Here is a 16,840-nt window from a genome sequence, read left to right on the forward strand (position 1 = left end):
TCTTGGGCGTCTGTACAAGGGCGAGGTAGGCAGGCTTTCCCGCGAGTCTGCCCGGCGCGCTTGAATCCGCCGATTTCAGTCGCGTCGCCCCGGTTGTCGGACGCATGCCATCTGCTCCGTATTTTTTCCGCCAATCTGAGCCTGTCCCGCCCCCGCTTCGTCACCCCATAGTCGCCCGCTTTGTACCCGCCTTGCGGTGGCTCAAGAGGTGGCGGGATGTATACCAAGCACGGGTATGCGAGAGGGTTGCCCCCTTCACGCCGCTTTTGAGCATTGCGCGATGCAGCCATGGATCTCATGTGGCTGCAGCGTCACTTTCAACCAAACAAGACTGGCAGCATGGGAGCTGATGCGATGACCCCGGAGAAAGACAACCTGCACAGGGTCGCTGATGCCCTGATCGGCGCTACCAATGCATTCGACGTCGAGGGTGTTCTGAAACTGTTCACAGCGGATGCGTTGATCGATGACCCGTCCACCGGGCATCGGTTCGACGGCCATGCGGGCATTCGCACTTACGTAGAGCAGTACTTCATTGGCTACAAGACGGTGACTCGCATGCTGTCGATCGAGCCTCTGGGCGCCAACCGTGCCAGCGTGCGGGTCGACTTCACCGGAGATTTCGGCCACGAGATCGGCGTGCTGCAAATTGCCGTCAACAGTGACGGGCTGATCATTCGCATCGACGCTGATCTGGAGTGAACGCCTGCCCTGAACACGGGCTGCTCGCGGGGTCGTTTCCCGGGAAACCATCCCCGGCAGCGTCGGGCGAACCTACAAGTGCACGCGAAGAAAGTCGATGAAAGCCATAGTCCGCGCCGACCGTCGCCGTTCAGGACTCAGGACAGCGCTGACCGGCAGCGCAGTGGTCTGGTAATCGTCGAGCAGGCTGCACACGCTGCCTTGTTGGAGATCCGCGGCGAACAGCCAATCCGGCGAGAGTGAAACGCCCAGGCCGCCGAGGACCATTTCCCGAATGGCCTCGCTGCTGTTGCTGGTGACGTTGCCCTTGATGACGACATCCAGCGCTTGCGCACCGTGGCTGAAGTGCCAGCGGTCGTAGTGCTCCAGCAAGGTGAAAGCGATGCAGTTGTGGCCTGCCAGTTCGGCGGGCTCGCGTGGCAGGCCGTGGCGCTGCAAATAGGTGGGCGAGGCATAGACCCGCCGGGTGCTGGTGCCGAGGGACACGGCCACCAGCCCCTCGCTCTTCACCACGCCGATGCGGATGGCCAGATCGATGTTTTCCTTGAGCAGGTCTTCGTTGTGATCGCTCAGGCGCAGGTCGATCCGCACCTCGGGATAGCGCTGCAGAAAACCCGGGATCAGCGGCGCAATGCACAGCCGCCCATAGCTGACCGGTGCGGTGATGCGCAGGGGGCCGGCGATCTGCTCCTGGCCGCTGGCGAAGCTCCGGGTGGCAGCGTCGAGCTGGCCGAGGATCTCCTGGCAGTGCCTGTAGAAACCTTGCCCCTGGTCGGTCAGGGCCAAGTGCCGGGTACTGCGGGCGAATACCGGGCCGCCCAGGTATTGCTCCAGGGCGCGGATCTGCTTGCTGACGGCCGGTTGCCCCAGGTTCAGTTCGCGCGCAACCGCCGAGAACGAACCGCGCTCCACGACGCGGACGAAGATGCGCATGCTGTCGAACAGATCCATCGCCATTAGGCCTCTTTGGGGAATAAGTCATATCCGAATTTAGTTTCTTATCGGAATTGGCAAGGCGGGGCAATCTGGAGGCGTCCATTCAATCCGAGGTCCCCGTCATGAATCAGACCATGCTTGCCGCCATCGCCGAGTCCGCCCAAACCCCTCTGGCTGTGCGCCACATCGCCCGCCCCGTTCCCGGCAAGGGGCAGGTGCTGGTCAGGGTTCACGCCGCGGGGGTCAACCCCCTCGACACCAAGATCGCCACCGGCGCAGGGGCGCATGCCCGCCAGGCGCTGCCGGCGGTGCTCGGGCTGGATCTCGCCGGCACGGTGGTCGAGTTGGGCGAGGCGGTCGAGGGCTTCACGCCAGGGCAGGAAGTCTTCGGCATGGCCGGTGGCATTGGCGGAGCCCAGGGCACCATGGCCGAGTACATCGCCGTGGATGCCCGGCTGATCGCGGCAAAGCCGCACGCTCTGAGCATGCCCGAGGCAGCCGCCCTGCCGCTGGTGTTCATCACCGCCTGGGAAGGCCTGGTGGATCGCGCCAACGTCCGCGCCGGCCAGCGGGTGCTGATTCATGGCGGCGCAGGTGGCGTCGGCCAGGTCGCGGTGCAACTGGCCAAGGCGCGTGGTGCCGAGGTGTACGCCACCGGTTCGGCGGCGAGTCTCGACTTCATTCGCTCGCTTGGCGCCACGGCGATCGACTACCAGGCGCAGAGCGTGGAGGCCTATGTCGAGCAATACACGGCCGGCGAAGGTTTCGACATCGTCTACGACACGGTAGGCGGCAGCACCCTGGATGCCTCCTTCCAGGCCGTGAAGCCCTATACCGGGCACGTACTGAGCTGCCTCGGCTGGGGCCAGCACAGCCTCGCGCCGCTGTCGTTCAAGAGCGCCACCTATTCGGGCGTCTTCACGCTGACGCCGCTGCTCACAGGCAAGGGACGGGAACACCACGGAGCTATCCTGCGCGCGGCGGCTGAGCTGGCCAACAACGGGCAACTGACGATCCGAGTGGATCAGCAGCCCTTTGCACTGAATGAGGTCAATGAGGCGTTTCGTCAGGTCGCGGAAGGTCGCGGCAAGGGCAAGACGGTCATTCGATTGGTGAGTGAATAATCGCCAGACCCTTTCTCGATAAATGCCCATGGCCGGAAGCTTCCGCTTCCGGCCGATCCCTGCCTGTCACGACCTGCAGAAACCGGCCAGACGCTCCTTGGCCTGCCGCCCATGATTCAGGCAACCCGCAGTGCAGGCCCTCAATCCAGCCACATCACCTCCGCCGCCTTGCGCGAAACCGGCAGCGGCACCGACCTCGGGCGCCCGACGATGATCGGCGCCACCGGTTTCCACTGCGCCGGAATGCCTAGCGCGGCCTTGCCTTCCGGCGTGTCGAGGTAGCGTTGGGCGAAGCCGATCCAGCAGGTGCCCAGGCCGTCGGCGTGGGCAGCGAGCATGAGGTTCTCCGCGGCCAGGGTGCAGTCCTCGACGATCCAGGGCTCCTCGGCCCGGCCGGATACCAGGATGAGCGCCGGCGCATGGTGGAAGATCTGGAAGCCCGCGTCGCCGAGCATCGAGCGCAAGCGCTCGGACTGGGGAACGGCGGGCAGGTTCTCCAGCATGTACGCCTTGGCGTCGTGGGAGATGCGCTCCAGCAGCGCCTGGTTGCGCACCACCGTGAATGTCCACGGCTGCTCGTTGACTGCGCTGGGCGCCTGGATGGCCGCATCGATCAGGCGCCGGATGAGCTCATCGTCGAGCGGTTCGGCGCTGTAGTTACGGACCGAACGGCGGCCGTAGAGGGCTTCGTAGATGTTCATGGACGGGGGCTCCCTGTTGCCGAGCCTCCACGTTGCGCTCCCTGGCGGAGGCATTCTTGATGCCGATCAAGTCGGGGCGAGACAGCGGGCTCTTCCGGGCTCGATCCCGAGCGGGACATGACCCAGGCCAGGCGGCGCATAACCCGGAGGGTTATGCGTCCTACGTTCCCGGCGAGTTCTCCGTAGCCGGGCGATGCCGTGCTTACGAACCGATCCGCATCACCTGCGGCAACTCACCCAACGGCACCCACATCTGCCCCTGCCAGTCGAGCACGCTCAACTGCTGCTGTTCCCAACGCAGCAACCGCCGACGCGGCACCTCCCCCGGCGCGGCTTGCGCCACATCCCGCAGGCTCGGCAACACCGAATGGCTGAGCCACTGCCGAATGCAGCGGTTCTCCGGATGGTGGAAGTGAATGAGCGTGGCATACACACCCGACTCGCTCATCAGCTCAGCCTCCTCGGCCAAGCCGTTGTCATCGCGAATAACGGCACGACAAACCTGATCCGCATCGAGGTTGCGCACGGCGCGCTCCTCCAGCCAGGCATTCATCAACTTGCCGAGATCCCGCACGACGAACCACGCCTGCCCGTCAATCAACAGAGCACGCAGGCGGCGTTTGTGGCGGTAGAAGTGGGTCGGAACGAGAGGTGCAGCGAGGGACTGCGCGGGGGCAGTAAAGGTATTCATGGTCATTTGTGCGGTTTCCTGAAAGTCAGGTGATTCGCATGCTGTCGGGCATGGAGGGACCGCTACGAGAGGTGTGTTCAGCACCGGGGGCGGAATCTAGACGGTTGTGGGGAGGGGGTCAACGGGCAGAAACAGGGCCGTCTGAGAAACTCGGTTTTCGGCGGAAGCGGTCTTTGCGACCACGGTGATACCGGAAACTCTCACCAATATACAGATTGTCCGATGCGACTATATTCTTACTAAAAATCCACGGAATTTCTTATGTTCAATCTGCATACGTTGGGCTGGCATAGCTTCCAGCAATTGTGCTTATCCGTTTCAAGAGAAGTACTCGGCCAAACCGTCCAGTCCTTTCTCGACACAAATGACGGTGGTCGAGATGGAGCATTCTCAGGCACATGGACACCAAGAAATGGCGAGTCGTTGCTAGGTCAGTTTGTCATTCAATGCAAATTCACTAGCCGCGCCGGATACACCCTTAAACCGTCAGACATCAAAGAGGAGATCAATAAAGCCAAACGATTAGCTGGCAAGGGAGAATGCGACATCTATATCCTAATGACAAACTCAGGAATTTCTGGTGAGACCGAGATAAAGCTCAAGGAAAAATTTAAAAAAGTTGGCATAAAAAACACCCTAATATTTGGTGCCACCTGGATTGAAGATCAGATTCGGGAGAGCAAGAGCTTAAGAATGATGGTTCCGCGAGTTTATGGACTCGGGGACCTAAGCCAAATCCTAGATGAACGAGCATATGCCCAGGCCGCAGCGGTGCTCGAGTCTATGCGCGATGAACTGGCCAAGGTTGTTCTGACGGAATCCTATCGAAAGGCCGCGAGAGCACTCGACGCTCATCATTTCGTGCTTCTTATTGGTGAGCCAGCGTCAGGGAAAACAACCATAGCCTCTTTACTCGCAATGTCTTCTGCTGACCAATGGGGCGCATCTGTGGTTAAGCTAGCAACTCCGAGATCCGTAGTTGACCATTGGAACCCGCATGAAAAGTCCCAGTTTTTCTGGGTTGACGACGCCTTTGGAGTAACTCAGTACGAACGTAGTCTTGTCTCGGATTGGAATCAAATTCTCAATGAAGTGAAAACGATACTTCGCCAGGGAAATAGGGTGGTAATGACGTCGCGCGACTACATATACAATCGTGCGCGACAAGATTTGAAGGAGGGTGCCTTCCCTCTATTTCAAGAGAGCCAAGTTGTAATTGACGTTCATGATCTCACAGGAGACGAGCGGCGGCAGATTCTCTATAACCACATGAGAATGGGAAATCAATCTCATGAATTTCGAACTACTGTAAAACCATATTTGGAAGCCATTGCACAGCACGACAGATTCATTCCGGAAATTGCCAGAAGGCTGGCAGACCCATTCTTTACCAAAAACCTTCACTTATCCGAGAGAAGTTTGGCGACGTTTGTAGAAAAGCGCGAGCAGTTGCTCATAGACATCTGTAAAGAGCTCGACGCAGATAGTAAGGCAGCATTGGCCCTTATCTATATGTCCAATGGACACCTGTCGAGCCCAATTTCACTAACGACCGCTGAAGAAGACGCACTGAGGCGGTTGAACAGTGATTTAGGCTCGTGCACAGCAGCACTCGAAGCACTACGCGGCAGCCTAGCTGTTCACCTGACCTCAGATGGAGAACCCTTTTGGACCTTCAAACACCCCACCATTGGGGATGCGTATTCTGCGATGCTTCGAGCGAGTCCTGAGTTACTAGGTATTTATGTACATGGCAGCGATACCGAAAAGTTGATGCGACAGGTAACTTGCGGTGACGTAGGTGTCAAGGGGGCCGTAGTGCTTCCAAGTTCCTTGTTTCCCCTCCTCACTTCTCGACTTACAGCGTACAAAACCAGCTCTGAGTACAAGACTGAATGGTTATCCACTTGGAGGGCTCGACGAAACCTTCTGGAGTTCTTGGCAGAGCGATGCAACAAGCAGTTTCTTCAGGAATATCTTTCAGCAGATCAAACACTGATTGAGTCCATTACAAAACCAAATCTTTACTTAGAGCATTCCGTCGAAATTGATCTTGCTGTTCGCTTATTCAAACTCAACCTCTTACCAGAGCAAGCGCGAAAATCCTTGATCGATACTGTTATCAAATACGCGCTTAATGGAGAGGACGCCCGTATACTTAACGACCCAGAGTTACGCTCGCTTCTAACTGATAAAGAACGGACAAGACTGCGAGAAGGCATTCGAACTGAAGTGCTGCCTCGAATTGAGGAAATACGGCTTGAACATCAAGCAGGCCGCACCCCAGAAGATGACTCTGAATTTCACATGAGGCGTTTTACACAATTACTCTCTTCCATAGCAGAAGAATACCCACAAAGCAGGCGCATCAGAAACATCATTAAGAAAGAACACTTACGAGTTCAAGCCTGGATTGAAGACAATCCAACAGAAGAGGAGCAATTCACGTCGAGGAACATCACGATCAATGAATCGAGTGCCAGCCCCGAGACCAGCCGCAGCATCTTTGATGATGTAGATGAATGATGACAAGTATCCAGGCCGAGATTTGAAGATTTATTTTTCACTCTAAATATCGAACTCTGGCAATGCTATACAAAAGAAAAGGCATAATTTACCTCCGCGCCCTGAACATACACTACGGGCAATCCTCTGCCCGTAGTGATTGACGAAAGTAAACCCAAGGGGTACGTCTAGCCTTAAAATTTCTCATTTCCCCGATCAAAAAGTCCGAGTAAAGATTTTGAAATTTTACTGAAGATGCTCAACTTGGAGCTATTTTGGTCATCGTTATAGCATCTCAGCAATACGGCGAAGCCAAGACTTCACTTCTCCATCAGGATCTCGCTCGGCAATACGCTCTGCCGTCATCCTGGGAAAGGCCTTTTCTGCCAGCCGTTGCTTCGCCTTTGTATCGCCCATAGGCGCATCGGTGTTTTGCTTCGCAAAGAATGCCTCAGAAAATAATTTCGGCACTGCTTTTTTCTCATCGTTGGGTTGGTCGGCAACGGCCACATCAACATCGAAGGCGTCACGAATAGCGTCAGCATGAAGGTAACACTCGATTTCATGCTTTCTGGTCAGCACTGCCCAAGACCCATCGCCCCTTGCATTGACTGCATCCACCGACTTCCCATATTTCGGCACATCACTGTCGTAAATATGGACTTCCCGTCGTTTGAGGGCCCGAAGATAGTGTTCGGATACCCAATGCCCTAAAGTTGATCCACCCAGTAATACGAAGGCAACTCGATCATCAGAACTCAAGTCTGGCAAGGTCTTGTCAACAGCATGGAGGGCTTTGCTGAGGTGCTTCAATGCCGAAACATCTGTCGGCCCCTCAACGCACAAAAGCACCTTCACACGACTGTCGGGCACGACGCCAAGAGTTTCCGCGACCGGGCCAAAGACGTCTGCACCATCCAATACCGCAGGCTGCTCATCGGCTCGAGTAACAAATCTGATGCTTTCAGTAGGCAGCTCCGAAGCGAACCCCGGACTATGTGTCGTCAACAGGACCTGGCAACCTACTTCCGAGGCTAGAGATTTGAAAGAGTCGATCAAAATCCGCTGGTTATTTGGGTGCTGTGCGGTTTCAGGTTCCTCAATGGCATAGATGATGCTGCGGCTGTGGCCCGATTTCAGGCGCCGCTCTGCCTCCGCTTTAAAAAAACTAACCAGCACCAACCGACGCACACCACTTCCGCGTTTATTCAAGGGAATTCCGTCGTCAGTATCCATGCCCACGGCAAACAAACCTGTCCATTTTGACGCGGTTGGCGGGATGAACTGCGGCTTCAACTCTTTGGCCAGGCCCGGATCTATGGTTTTGAGAGCCTCATGAGTATTGGCTGCAATCTCCTCGGCTTTTTCCTGCACCTTGGCCTGGATGCGGCTAATGTCCTCCTGCATCTCTGCAATAGCTGCAGCGACGGCAGCCTTCATCGGGTTCTGCACCTCACCATCGGAATCGCGACTGCTACGATCGCTCTGGAAAAGGGCATACATCGGCAGGTAGATCTCCAGCTTCTCCCAGATGCGCTTAGTGTCTTCCTTCGGCTTCGAAACAGGTACTGCTACCTCTTGTAAGAGCAAGTTTTCCTCTGCCTTCCAGAGTGCCTGGCGCATCGCTGGGTTCCCCTTCAGCCCAACATCGATGCCTTTCTCTTTGATGAGTTTTTGCAGGTCCTTTTCTTTGAGTTCAAGCAGACCAGAAACACCCTCTGCTGTCGGGTGATTAGCGAGGATGAATACCTCACAGCTGGGCGTTTTCTTGCTGCAATCGAATACCTTCTTGATCTTTAAGGAACCGCTCGGAGATAGCAGGAACTCAGCCGCTAAGCTGGTTTCAGCACCGGAGTCGAGTGATAGGGACTCAGGAAGTTCAGAGAATTCACAGGTAATCGAAACGCTGGAGCTTTCGCTGTAGATGTTGGCGTCGCCAGGCTCGATCTTCACGACTTCATTATTGAAAAAAATCTCCAACGCTTCCAAAAGTGAAGATTTACCGATGTCATTCTTTCCAACAAAAGTAGTGAGGTCGTTTATCGAAACTTTTATCTCGTGCTGGTAGCAACGAAAGTTCTCAACTGAAACAGAATTGAGTCGCATCCCTTACCTCATCCCTTCGTTAATTAATTTTCTTTAAAATCTAGCAATCCTGAGTCCAAAAGTTCCATAGCGCTACTGGATAGACGGCCTGCGTCAATGGCCGCCGGCCGATTGCTGCAAGTATCAATGGACTCAATCATCCGTCACCGTAGATGGCCGCGTAGCTTGATCGCTAGCTGACAAACTCTTCAACCGACATCAGCGACTAGTTACGAGACAGCCGTTAAGGGCGTCGTTGACGCTCACAGCTGGAGCCCCCGTTATCGAGCCTCAACGCTGCCCGCCCCCGCAAAGGGTAATCTTGACGCCGGTCAATTCAGGCCAAGACAGCCCCCCTACCCAAATGCCGCACGCCTCAGATCTAGGCCCTCACGGACTCACCTGATACCCCCTCCCCTGCAAACAACTGCTGTAAGCCGTAGCACTAGCCGAACTCTGCGCTTGTGCCGAGGTACGCCGATCCTGCCGCCGCTCCTGCCGTTGCCGCGAGGCGCCCACTGCGGCTCCGGCTGCGGCGGCTTGGCCGGCTTGGTTCTGCCGGTACTGCTGCTTGGCGTCGTCACTGGCGCGGTCGTAGATCTCTTCGTGCTGGTTGCCGCGTACTTGCGCGCCTACTGCGCCTGCCGCCGCTCCTGCTGCTGCGCCGCGCACGCGGCCGCCGACTTGGGGGCTGGTGGTGGTGCTTGTGCTGCTGGCTGCGTTGGCGGCTACGCCGTTGCAGTAGCTCATGTCCTGCTGCATCTGCTGACTGCTCTGGCCTTTGAGCGGCACGACCGTTTGTGCCTGGGCCGGCACTGCGATGACCAGTGCCAGCCAGTAACCCCAGGTGAAGGTACGCATGGCTCATCTCCATCGGATGAATTGCCTGCGTTTAAGGATAGTGAGCGAATGCGGCACACCTCGGTCGGGCCGTCGACCGGTCATGCGGCTAGGTGCAGGGCTGAGTGGGGCGATTAGCCCCGCGCAAAAAAGAAAAGGCACCCGAGGGTGCCTTTTCTTCGCTTGCTACCCGGCTTAGCGGGACGCAGCCGCCGCGCGGGCGCGGGCCTGGTGCAGCTTCTTGTAGCTTTCGATCAGGCGCAGGTGCTTGTCGAGGCCTTCCAGCTTCGTGCTGGTCGGCGTCAGGCCGTAGAAGCGCACGCTGCCGTCCACCGAGCCCAGGGCCGCGTCCATGCGTTCGTTGCCGAACATACGGCGGAAGTTGGCTTCGTAGTCGGCCATCTCCAGGTCGTCGTCCAGCTGCACTTCCAGCACCACGTTCAGGGCCTGGTAGAACAGGCCGCGCTCGACGGTGTTGTCGTTGTACTGCAGGAAGGCTTCCACCAGCTCTTTTGCCGGCTCGAACTTCTTCAGCGCCAGGTAGATCAGCAGCTTCAGTTCGAGGATGGTCAGCTGGCCCCAGACCGTGTTGTCGTCGAACTCGACGCCGATCAGGGTGGTGATGTCGGTGTAGTCGTCGACCTCGCAGTTCTCCAGGCTCTTGAGCAGCGACTTCAGGCGCATGTCGTTGAGGCTGTGCAGGTTGAGGATGTCCGAGCGGAACAGCAGCGCCTTGTTGGTGTTGTCCCAGACCAGGTCTTCCACCGGGTAGATCTCCGAGTAGCCGGGCACCAGGATGCGGCAGGCGTTGGCGCCGAGGTCGTCGTAGACCGCCATGTAGACCTCCTTGCCCATGTCCTCGAGGATGCCGAACAGGGTGGCGGCTTCCTGGACGTTGGAGTCCTCGCCGTGGCCGGAGAAGTCCCACTCGACGAATTCGAAGTCGGCCTTGGCGCTGAAGAAGCGCCACGACACCACGCCGCTGGAATCGATGAAGTGTTCGACGAAGTTGTTTGGCTCGGTCAGCGCCTGGCTCTCGAAGGTCGGCGGCGGCAGGTCGTTCAGGCCCTCGAAGCTGCGGCCCTGGAGCAGCTCGGTGAGGCTGCGCTCCAGCGCCACTTCAAAGCTCGGGTGCGCGCCGAAGGAGGCGAACACGCCGCCGGTGCGCGGGTTCATCAGGGTCACGCACATCACCGGGAATTCGCCGCCCAGGGAGGCGTCCTTGACCAGCACCGGGAAGCCCTGCTCCTCCAGGCCACGGATGCCGGCGAGGATGCCCGGGTACTTGGCGAGTACTTCCTGCGGCACGTCCGGCAGCGCCAGTTCGCCTTCGAGGATTTCGCGCTTCACCGCGCGCTCGAAGATTTCCGACAGGCACTGCACCTGCGCCTCGGCCAGGGTGTTGCCGGCGCTCATGCCGTTGCTGAGGTAGAGGTTCTCGATCAGGTTGGACGGGAAGTACACCACCTCTTCGTCGGACTGCCGCACGAACGGCAGCGAGCAGATGCCGCGTACCTTGTTGCCCGAGTTGGTGTCGTAGAGGTTCGAGCCGCGCAGTTCGCCGTCGGGGTTGTAGATCTCCAGGCAGTACTCGTCGAGGATCTCTTCGGGCAGCGAGTCACCCGGGCCGGGCTTGAACCAGCGCTCGTTCGGGTAGTGGACGAAGTCCGCGTTGGCGATCTCCTCGCCCCAGTACTGGTCGTTGTAGAAGAAGTTGCAGTTCAGCCGCTCGATGAACTCGCCCAGCGCCGAGGCCAGCGCGCTTTCCTTGCTCGCGCCCTTGCCGTTGGTGAAGCACATTTGCGACTGCGAATCGCGGATGTGCAGCGACCAGACGTTGGGCACGATGTTGCGCCAGGAGGCGATCTCGATCTTCATCCCAAGGCCGGCGAGGATTCCCGACATGTTGGCGATGGTCTGCTCCAGCGGCAGGTCCTTGCCGAGGATGCAGGTGCGCGCGCCGCTGTCGGTGCTCGGCATCAGCAGCGCCTGGGCGTCGGCGTCGAGGTTTTCCACTTCCTCGATCACGAAGTCCGGCCCGGTCTGCACCACCTTCTTCACCGTGCAGCGGTCGATGGAGCGCAGGATGCCCAGGCGGTCCTTCTCGGAGATGTCCGCCGGCAGCTCGACCTGGATCTTGAAGATCTGCTTGTAGCGGTCTTCCGGGTCGACAATGTTGTTCTGCGAGAGGCGGATGTTCTCGGTGGGGATGTTGCGGGTCTGGCAGTACAGCTTGACGAAGTAAGCCGCGCACAAGGCCGAGGAAGCCAGGAAGTAGTCGAACGGACCCGGCGCCGAGCCATCGCCCTTGTAGCGGATCGGCTGGTCGGCGATCACCGTGAAGTCATCGAACTTGGCTTCCAGGCGAAGGTTGTCGAGAAAATTGACCTTGATTTCCATGCGGGGCTACCACGAGAAGAAACGGAGAAACGAAAGGGCCGCCATTATCCGGACAAATGCCCCTCGGGGATATCCCGACCGCGCTCGGCCTTCCGGACGGCACAGCCGGCGGGCCCGCCTTGGGGTAAGATGCGCGGCTTTGTGCCGCCTGCCAGGCACCCCGTTCAAGAGGAATCCGCCGTGCTCACACCCCAGGTCATCATCATCGGCGCCGGCGCCGCCGGGTTGATGTGCGCCATGAGCGCTGCCGCGCGCGGCCGCCGGGTGCTGTTGCTGGACCACGCCAACAAGGCCGGCAAGAAGATCCTCATGTCCGGCGGCGGGCGCTGCAACTTCACCAATATGTATTGCGAGCCGGCCAACTTCCTCTCGCAGAACCCGCACTTCTGCAAGTCGGCATTGGCGCGCTTCACCCAGTGGGATTTCATCGCCCTGGTGGCCAAGCACGGCGTGCCCTACCACGAGAAGAAGCTCGGCCAGCTGTTCTGCGACGGCAAGTCCAGCGACATCCTCAACCTGCTGCTGGCCGAGTGCGACCAGGCCGGCGTCGACATGCGCCTGGACACCTCGATCAGCGAAATCGCCCGTATCGAAGGCGGCTACCAGTTGCAGACCAGCATCGGCATGGCCACGTGCGAGTCGCTGGTCATCGCCACCGGCGGCCTGTCCATCCCGACCCTCGGCGCCACCGGCTTCGGCTACCAGGTCGCGCGCCAGTTCGGCCACGAGCTGCTGCCGACCCGCGCGGGCCTGGTGCCTTTCACGATCACCGACCCGCAGCTCAAAGCCCTGTGCAGCGAGCTGTCCGGCACCTCGGTGGAAGACTGCCGGGTGAGCTGCAACGGCCAGAGCTTCGTCGAGAACATCCTGTTCACCCACCGCGGCATCAGCGGCCCGGCGATCCTGCAGATCTCCTCCTACTGGCAGCCCGGCGACACCATCAGCATCGACCTGCTGCCGCGCATCGACCTGCCGACCTGGCTCGTCGAGCAACAGCGCGAGCGCCCCAACAGCGAGCTGAAGACGCTGCTGGCCGACCTCTTCACCAAGAAGATGGCGGGCCTGCTGGCCGAGCAGTGGTTCGTCTCCAAACCGATGAAGCAGTACACGCCCGCCGAGCTCAAGGCCATCGCCCAGCGCCTGGGCGACTGGCAGCTGGTGCCGGCGGGCACCGAGGGCTACCGCACCGCCGAGGTCACCCTGGGCGGCGTCGATACCCGCGAGGTGTCGTCCAAGACCATGGAGTCGCTGAAGTCCCCCGGCCTGTACTTCGTCGGCGAAGTGCTGGACGTCACCGGCCACCTCGGCGGCTTCAACTTCCAGTGGGCCTGGGCCTCGGGCTACGCGGCGGCGCAGTACGTCTAGCGCCCCAGCCGGCTGAACGCCGCCACGCGCGTTCCCGCGGCGAGGCGCACGCCCGGGCCGAAGACCACGCAGGGCTCCACCGTCACGTCTTCGGCCCATTGGGTATCGGCGCTGAAGTAGACGGTTTCGGCATCTAGCAGCGTGACGCCGCTATGCAGCGCTTGCCGGCGGCGGCGCTGCTGGAACAGCCGTTCGGCTTCGTGGAGTTGCTGGCGGTCGTTGACCCCGAGGATTTCCTCTTCCTGCACTTCCACCACCGCTACCTTCTTGCCCGCCGCGTTGGCGTGGGCGACGGCGTCGGTGAGGTAGTACTCGCCCTGGGCGTTGTCGCGGCCGATGCGTTGTAGCAACCACAGGCAGTGGTCGGCGCGGAAGGCCATGACGCCGCCGTTGCACAGGTCTACCGAAAGCTCTTCAGGGCTGGCGTCACGGGCTTCGCGGATGGCCTTGAGGTTGCCCTCCTCCATCAGCAACCGCCCATAGCCGCCCGGTTCGCGGGCGCGGAAGCCGGCCACCGCGACGGCGGCGCCCTCCTCCAGCGCGGCACGCAGGCGCAGCAGGGTTTCCGCCTGCAGCAGTGGCGTGTCGCCGAACAGCACCAGCACGCAGCCTTCGGCGAAGTCGCGCAATGCGCCCTCCGCCGCCAGCACGGCGTGGGCGGTGCCCAGGCGTTCGCGCTGGATGAAGCGCCGCGCGTGCGGCGCCACCTCCGTCACGTAGTCGCGGGCTTGGTCCGCGTCCGGCGCGAGCACCACGGCCAGCTCGTCCACGCCGGCGGCCGCGCAGGTCGCCAGCACGTGGCCGAGCAGCGGGCGGTTGCCCACCGGGTGCATCACCTTGGGGATGCGCGAACGCATCCGCGTGCCCTGCCCGGCGGCGAGGATCACCGCCAGGGTGGGGAATGCCGTGTCGCCCATGGCGGCCTCCTCAGGCGCGGTAGAAGACGTCGTCCGGGTACGGGTACCACCAGTCGTGGACCTTGGGCTGGTGGTCGATGATCACCATCTTGCTGCGGCGGAAGGCGTCCAGCCCTTGGCGGCCCAGCTCGCGGCCCAGGCCCGACATCTTCCAGCCGCCGAAGGGCAGCGCGTCGTTGTCGATCAGCGGGTTGTTGACCCAGACCATGCCCGCCTCCAGGCGGTCGGAGGCTTCCATCGCTTCGGCGAGGTCGGTGGAGAACAGCGAGGCGCCGAGGCCGAAGGGCGAGTCGTTGGCCAGGCGGATGGCTTCGTCGAAGTCCTTCACCTTGCAGATCGCTGCCACCGGGCCGAAGCATTCCTCGTGGAAGATCGCCATGTCGGCGGTGACGCCGGTGAGGATGGTCGGTTCGTAGTACCAGCCCACCGGCAGGTGCGGCGGGATGCGTCCGCCGCAGACCAGGGTGGCGCCTTTTTCCAGGGCGTCGTCGACCAGGCGCATGACTTTCTCGCGGGCCGCCTCGCTCACCAGCGGGCCGATTTCCGAGCGTTCCAGGCCGTGGCCGATGCGCAGCTGGCGGGTGCGTTCGGCGAAGCGCGCAACGAACTCGTCGTGGATTTCATCGACCACGAAGAAGCGTTCGGCGGAGGTGCAGATCTGCCCGCTCAGGTGGAAGGCGGCGGTCACCGCGCCCGCCGCCGCCACTTCCAGCGGCGCGTGCTTGGAGACGATCAGCGGGTCGCTGCCGCCCGCCTCGATCACTGCCGGTTTCATGCGTTCGGCGCAGGCCACGGCCACTGCCTTGCCGGCCGCCACGCTGCCGGTGAAGGCCACCGCGTGGGTGCCTGCGGACTGCACCAGCAGCTGCGCGGTTTGCGCATCGCCCGGCAGGCAACTGACCAGTGCGGCGGGCAGCACCTTGAAGTGCTCCATCAATTTCAGCGTGCACAGGCTGGTGCTTTCCGCCGGCTTAACGATGCAGGCGTTGCCGGCGGCCAGGGACGCGGCCAGCGTCCAGCACATCAGCAGGATCGGGAAGTTGAACGGCATGATGTGCACGCTCACGCCGTAGGGCTCGTAGCGCACGTGCTGGAAGGAGCCGATCTGCGTGGTGCCGGCGACCTTGCCGGCATCGTCGCGGGCCATTTCCGCGTAGTAGCGGAAGATCGGCGCGCAGTTGGCCAGCTCGCCCATGGCCTCGGGGAAGGGTTTGCCCATTTCCAGGGTCATCAGCCGCGCGACTTCGCGCTGGGTGGCCTGGTCGGTTTCGATGGCGTTGGCCAGCTGGTGCAGCAGCGCAGCGCGGCTCTTCGCATCGACCTGGCGCCACTGGCGCTGGGCGGCGTTGGCGGCGGCTACCAGGGCTTCGACATCGGCGGCGTCGCCGAGGGCGATGCGCCCGACGTGGCTGAGGTCGGCCGGGTTGATGATGTCACGGACCCGTTCGCTGGCCGGAGCCTGGTACTCGGGGTTGACGAAGCGCAGCGGCAGGTCGGTATGGAAAGCGGGCATGGGGTTCTCCGCGAAGGGTCAGTCGGTGGCCAGGCGCTGGGCGAGCACGTCGGCGTGCAGCGGTTCGCGCCAGTTGGGCAAATGGTGGTCGAGCAGTTCGCGCAGCGGGCCCAGGGCCTCGGCCTGCAAGGCACGCTGGAACAGGCCGAGCACGCGCGGCAGGTGCGCCAGGTAGCCGCGCTTGCCGTCGCGCTTGGCCAGGCGCACGAAGATGCCAAGCACCTTGGCGTGGCGTTGTGCGGCGAGCGCCTGGTAGTCGGCCATGAAGGTGCGCGCGTGCAGCTCGGGACGTTGGGTCAGGTACTGGCTCAGCAGGCCGACGCGCAGGCCTTCCGGCACGTCGCGGCGGGCATCTTCCAGCAAAGACATGAGGTCGTAGGCCGGCGCGCCGCAGAGGGCATCCTGGAAGTCCAGCAGGCCGCAGGCAGCGACGCCGGGGCGGCCCTCGAGGTACATCAGGTTGTCCACGTGGAAGTCGCGCAACACCAGCACCTCGCGACGAGTCGCCACCGCTCGGCAGGCTTCGGCGAAGGTCGCCAGGTAGCGCTCGCGCAGTTGTGCAGCGGCAGCATGGCCTACCAACAGCGGCGCATACCAGTCGATGAACAGCGCGCACTCGTCGGCCAGCCGCGTGGCGTCGTAGGCCGGCAGCCCTTCCGCCGCTGCCGGACCTGCGCGATGCAGTTCGACCAGCGCGTCCACCGCCAACTGGTACAGCGGCGCCACCGCGTGGCCGCCAGCGAACAGCCGGGTGTAGGTGGCCTGGCCGAAGTCCTCGATCAGCGCCAGGCCCTGCTCGGTGTCGGCCGCCAGCACGCGTGGCGCGGACAGCCCGCAGGCGTGCAGCAGCTCGGCCACCTGCAGGTAGGGCGCCAGCGGTTCGGCGCCGGGCGGCGAATCCATCAGCAGCAGGCCCTGCCCGCCGAGGCGGAAGTAGCGGCGCGCTGAGGCGTCCGCCGGCAGGGCGTCGAGGGCGTGGCCGGCATGGCCGCTGCGAGCGAGGAAGGCCTCACGCACGGCGGCCCGGGCGGCGCATTCGGTTGGCAGGCTCGGGGTCATGG

The 16,840-nt window shown here is 61.3% G+C and carries 13 protein-coding genes; 4 read left to right on the top strand and 9 right to left on the bottom strand.

The window, feature by feature from the left end:
* The first annotated feature begins 288 nt into the window (after positions 1-288).
* A complete protein-coding gene (locus ACA097_RS01725; protein ID WP_197539250.1) occupies positions 289-702 on the top strand; it encodes a nuclear transport factor 2 family protein in 414 nt (137 codons plus the stop codon).
* A gap of 72 nt (positions 703-774) precedes the next feature.
* Here ACA097_RS01725 and ACA097_RS01730 read toward each other — a convergent pair whose 3' ends face one another.
* Entirely contained in the window at positions 775-1,653 is an 879-nt protein-coding gene (locus tag ACA097_RS01730; RefSeq protein ID WP_043251686.1) for a LysR family transcriptional regulator, read from the bottom strand.
* A 107-nt stretch (positions 1,654-1,760) separates the two neighbouring features.
* Here ACA097_RS01730 and ACA097_RS01735 point away from each other — a divergent pair, with 107 nt between their 5' ends.
* Entirely contained in the window at positions 1,761-2,762 is a 1,002-nt protein-coding gene (locus ACA097_RS01735) for a zinc-dependent alcohol dehydrogenase family protein (RefSeq protein ID WP_371368098.1), read from the top strand.
* 140 nt (positions 2,763-2,902) lie between these two features.
* Here ACA097_RS01735 and ACA097_RS01740 read toward each other — a convergent pair whose 3' ends face one another.
* Together ACA097_RS01740 and ACA097_RS01745 are read right to left on the bottom strand one after the other, a co-directional pair.
* Positions 2,903-3,463 carry a nitroreductase family protein gene (locus ACA097_RS01740; protein ID WP_043251682.1) on the bottom strand — a complete coding sequence of 187 codons (561 nt, stop codon included), beginning with the start codon at positions 3,461-3,463 and terminating at the stop codon, positions 2,903-2,905.
* 202 nt (positions 3,464-3,665) lie between these two features.
* Positions 3,666-4,160: a Bro-N domain-containing protein gene (locus ACA097_RS01745; protein ID WP_371368102.1), complete on the bottom strand. Its 495-nt coding sequence runs from the start codon at positions 4,158-4,160 to the stop codon at positions 3,666-3,668.
* A gap of 255 nt (positions 4,161-4,415) precedes the next feature.
* On the opposite strand from ACA097_RS01745, the gene ACA097_RS01750 reads away from it, so the two are divergent.
* Entirely contained in the window at positions 4,416-6,680 is a 2,265-nt protein-coding gene (locus ACA097_RS01750) for a hypothetical protein (RefSeq protein WP_371368104.1), read from the top strand.
* Positions 6,681-6,944: 264 nt separating this feature from the next.
* Here the strand turns inward: ACA097_RS01750 and ACA097_RS01755 are convergent, their stop codons facing one another.
* The 3 genes from ACA097_RS01755 to ACA097_RS01765 all read right to left on the bottom strand — a co-directional run bounded on the left by ACA097_RS01755 (position 6,945) and on the right by ACA097_RS01765 (position 11,984).
* Positions 6,945-8,765 carry an ATP-binding protein gene (locus ACA097_RS01755; protein WP_371368106.1) on the bottom strand — a complete coding sequence of 607 codons (1,821 nt, stop codon included), beginning with the start codon at positions 8,763-8,765 and terminating at the stop codon, positions 6,945-6,947.
* A gap of 369 nt (positions 8,766-9,134) precedes the next feature.
* Positions 9,135-9,605 (bottom strand): hypothetical protein, encoded by a 471-nt coding sequence (locus tag ACA097_RS01760; RefSeq protein ID WP_371368108.1) that lies wholly within the window; start codon positions 9,603-9,605, stop codon positions 9,135-9,137.
* 174 nt (positions 9,606-9,779) lie between these two features.
* Positions 9,780-11,984: an OsmC domain/YcaO domain-containing protein gene (locus ACA097_RS01765; RefSeq protein ID WP_371368110.1), complete on the bottom strand. Its 2,205-nt coding sequence runs from the start codon at positions 11,982-11,984 to the stop codon at positions 9,780-9,782.
* A gap of 180 nt (positions 11,985-12,164) precedes the next feature.
* On the opposite strand from ACA097_RS01765, the gene ACA097_RS01770 reads away from it, so the two are divergent.
* Positions 12,165-13,349: an NAD(P)/FAD-dependent oxidoreductase gene (locus ACA097_RS01770; RefSeq protein ID WP_371368112.1), complete on the top strand. Its 1,185-nt coding sequence runs from the start codon at positions 12,165-12,167 to the stop codon at positions 13,347-13,349.
* Here the strand turns inward: ACA097_RS01770 and ACA097_RS01775 are convergent.
* The 3 genes from ACA097_RS01775 to ACA097_RS01785 are packed head-to-tail and all read right to left on the bottom strand — an operon-like array spanning position 13,346 to position 16,838.
* Positions 13,346-14,266, bottom strand: a complete 921-nt coding sequence (locus ACA097_RS01775; RefSeq protein ID WP_371368114.1) for an NTP transferase domain-containing protein — start codon at positions 14,264-14,266, stop codon at positions 13,346-13,348. The two genes, ACA097_RS01770 and ACA097_RS01775, sit on opposite strands and share 4 nt — an antisense overlap.
* A gap of 10 nt (positions 14,267-14,276) precedes the next feature.
* Complete coding sequence (locus tag ACA097_RS01780) at positions 14,277-15,779, bottom strand: aldehyde dehydrogenase (protein ID WP_371368116.1); 1,503 nt, start codon at positions 15,777-15,779, stop codon at positions 14,277-14,279.
* Positions 15,780-15,797: 18 nt separating this feature from the next.
* Complete coding sequence (locus ACA097_RS01785; RefSeq protein WP_371368118.1) at positions 15,798-16,838, bottom strand: aminoglycoside phosphotransferase family protein; 1,041 nt, start codon at positions 16,836-16,838, stop codon at positions 15,798-15,800.
* Between the last annotated feature and the right edge of the window lie 2 nt (positions 16,839-16,840).

Origin of the sequence: Pseudomonas sp. QL9, from assembly GCF_041409665.1 — a bacterium.
Lineage (GTDB): Bacteria > Pseudomonadota > Gammaproteobacteria > Pseudomonadales > Pseudomonadaceae > Pseudomonas > Pseudomonas knackmussii.

Bases quoted from the DNA above. Each gene is read 5' to 3' on its own strand.
- ACA097_RS01740 (WP_043251682.1), bottom strand. From the start codon at position 3,463: ATGAACATCTACGAAGCCCTCTACGGCCGCCGTTCGGTCCGTAACTAC.
- ACA097_RS01780 (WP_371368116.1), bottom strand. From the start codon at position 15,779: ATGCCCGCTTTCCATACCGACCTGCCGCTGCGCTTCGTCAACCCCGAG.
- ACA097_RS01745 (WP_371368102.1), bottom strand. From the start codon at position 4,160: ATGACCATGAATACCTTTACTGCCCCCGCGCAGTCCCTCGCTGCACCT.
- ACA097_RS01755 (WP_371368106.1), bottom strand. From the start codon at position 8,765: ATGCGACTCAATTCTGTTTCAGTTGAGAACTTTCGTTGCTACCAGCAC.
- ACA097_RS01765 (WP_371368110.1), bottom strand. From the start codon at position 11,984: ATGGAAATCAAGGTCAATTTTCTCGACAACCTTCGCCTGGAAGCCAAG.
- ACA097_RS01730 (WP_043251686.1), bottom strand. From the start codon at position 1,653: ATGGATCTGTTCGACAGCATGCGCATCTTCGTCCGCGTCGTGGAGCGC.
- ACA097_RS01760 (WP_371368108.1), bottom strand. From the start codon at position 9,605: ATGCGTACCTTCACCTGGGGTTACTGGCTGGCACTGGTCATCGCAGTG.
- ACA097_RS01750 (WP_371368104.1), top strand. From the start codon at position 4,416: ATGTTCAATCTGCATACGTTGGGCTGGCATAGCTTCCAGCAATTGTGC.
- ACA097_RS01735 (WP_371368098.1), top strand. From the start codon at position 1,761: ATGAATCAGACCATGCTTGCCGCCATCGCCGAGTCCGCCCAAACCCCT.
- ACA097_RS01785 (WP_371368118.1), bottom strand. From the start codon at position 16,838: ATGACCCCGAGCCTGCCAACCGAATGCGCCGCCCGGGCCGCCGTGCGT.
- ACA097_RS01725 (WP_197539250.1), top strand. From the start codon at position 289: ATGGATCTCATGTGGCTGCAGCGTCACTTTCAACCAAACAAGACTGGC.
- ACA097_RS01775 (WP_371368114.1), bottom strand. From the start codon at position 14,266: ATGGGCGACACGGCATTCCCCACCCTGGCGGTGATCCTCGCCGCCGGG.